The organism is Nocardiopsis yanglingensis, from assembly GCF_045809185.1.
GTDB lineage: Bacteria > Pseudomonadota > Gammaproteobacteria > Xanthomonadales > Xanthomonadaceae > Stenotrophomonas > Stenotrophomonas yanglingensis.
Genome location: NZ_JBJNRH010000002.1, coordinates 549749 through 552008 on the forward strand (window position 1 = coordinate 549749; position 2260 = coordinate 552008).

Below are 2260 nucleotides of genomic sequence, written 5' to 3' on the forward strand. Positions count from 1 at the left end.
GGTCCGGTCCGGGGGGGGGGGGGGGGGGGCCCCGCCCCCCCCCCCCCCGGGGGGGGGGGGGGGGCGCCCCCCCGCCCCCGCCACTACCAGGTCAACGGCCCAGCGCGCGGCGGATCTCCTCCAGCGCACTGGGATCATCCAGCGTCGACAGGTCACCCGGGTCGCGCTGTTCGGCCAGCGCCTGCAACGAGCGCCGCAGCAGCTTGCCCGAACGGGTCTTGGGCAGTGCATTGACCACGTGCACATGCGCCGGGCGCGCAACCGCGCCAAGCGACGTCGTCACCGTCGCCATCATCTCGGCCACCACCGGTGCCGGATCCTCGCCATCGAGCCCCTGCTTGAGGGTGACGAACACCAGCGGCACCTGCCCCTTCAGTTCGTCCTTGACCCCGATCACGGCAGCCTCGGCCACGCGCGGATGGCTGGAAATGGCCTCCTCGATCTCGCGCGTGCCCAGGCGGTGCCCGGCCACGTTGATCACATCATCGGTGCGACCGAGGATGAAGGTGTAGCCATCATCGTCGCGGATTGCCCAGTCCAGCGAGCTGTACAGCAGTTCCTTGAAGTGGCTGAAGTAGCTCTGCAGGAAACGGCTGTCGTCGTTCCACACCGTGCTCATGCAGCCCGGGGGCAACGGCGGCGACACCACCAGCACGCCCTTCTGCCCCGGTGCGACTTCCTCGCCGGTGTTCTCGTCGATCACCTTCATCCGGTAACCGAGATTGGGGAAGCCTGGCGAACCGAAGCGCACTGGCTTCATCTCCAGGCCCGGCAGCAGGGTCAGCGCCGGCCAGCCGGTTTCCGTCTGCCAGTAGTTGTCGATGATCGGCTTGCCGAGCGCTTCACTGATCCAGTGCGCGGTCGGTTCGTCCAGCGGCTCGCCGGCCAGGAACAGGTATTTCAGCGCGCCCAGATCGTGGCGATGGATGAAGTCCGCGTCGTGCTTCTTCAGCACGCGGATGGCGGTGGGCGATGAGAACATCGTGCGCACGTTGTACTGCTCGCACAGCGCCCACCAGATGCCCGGATCCGGATTCGTCGGCAGCCCTTCGTACAGCAGCGAGGTGCAGCCACCGATCAGCGGGCCGTACACATTGTAGGAATGGCCCACCGCCCAGCCGACATCGGAGGTGGAGAACATCACCTGGCCCGGCTTGCAGTCGAACACGGTCTCCATCGACTGTGCCATCGCCACCGCATAGCCGCCCACATCGCGCTGCACGCCCTTCGGCTTGCCGGTAGTGCCGGAGGTATACAGCAGATAGCTCGGCTCGCTCGCTTCCAGCCACTGCACCGGCACATCGACTTCACCGATCTGCGCACGCAGCGTGGCGTAGTCCACATCACGGCCCGGCACGCGTGGTTCGGCTGCATCCAGTCCACGCGACACGATCAGCACATGCGGTGGCGGTGACGTGGCTTCGGCGCAGGCAGCGTCGACCATCGGCTTGTACGGAATCAGCTTGCCACCGCGCATGCCGGCATCGGCGGCGATCAGCAGCTTGGGCTTCGCATCGTCGATGCGCAGCGCCAGGTTGTGCGCGGCAAAGCCCCCGAACACCACCGAGTGCACCGCACCGATGCGCGCGCAGGCCAGCATCGCGAACACGGCTTCGGCCATGTTCGGCATGTAGATCACCACGCGGTCACCGTGACCGACACCGAGGTGCTTGAGCACGCCGGCGAAGTCGTTCACTTCGCGATACAGCTGGCGATAGGTGATCTCGCGCGTACTGTTGGTTTCGGTGGAGATGGCGACCAGCGCGAGCTGGTCGGCGCGCTCGGCCAGGTGGCGGTCGACGGCGTTGTAGCAGAGATTGGTTTCCCCGCCGACGAACCAGCGCCGGAACGGCGGGTTGCTGTAGTCGAGCACCTGCTGTGGCGGTTTATGCCAATGGATGCGCTTGGCTTCCTCGCCCCAGAAGGCTTCCGGCTCGTCGATCGAGCGACGGTAGGTTTCCTCGTAGTTCATGACGCAGCCCTCCCAGACAAAGTCATGGGTTCGAGGATAGTCCGGCGCTGCCGCGCGGGCCGCCCTACCTTGGTAGGGGGTGGGGTTCTGTTCTGCAGGGCTTGCAGCCCTGCACCTGCAGAATCAACGTCAACGTCAACGTCAACGTCAAAAGCGGGGCCATTGAGGGATGGCGGGGTGGGTCCGGTTGCGGGGGGCGCCGTGAATCCGTCCATGGAGGCTCGGTCGCCGCATCCATGCGGCTCACGCCCCCGCAACCGGACCCACCCCCCCTTCGACAGATTAAAG

1 protein-coding gene is annotated in these 2260 nt (G+C 66.4%); it reads right to left on the bottom strand.

The window, feature by feature from the left end:
- Positions 1 to 91: 91 nt before the first annotated feature.
- The gene (gene prpE, locus ACJ7C5_RS05845; RefSeq protein WP_412703307.1) at positions 92 to 1972 is read right to left on the bottom strand and encodes a propionate--CoA ligase; all 1881 of its coding nucleotides are present in this window, start codon (positions 1970 to 1972) and stop codon (positions 92 to 94) included.
- Positions 1973 to 2260: the final 288 nt, after the last annotated feature.

What these genes read in the sequence shown, in the direction of transcription:
- prpE (WP_412703307.1), bottom strand. Translation starts at nt 1,972, where the DNA reads ATGAACTACGAGGAAACCTACCGTCGCTCGATCGACGAGCCGGAAGCC.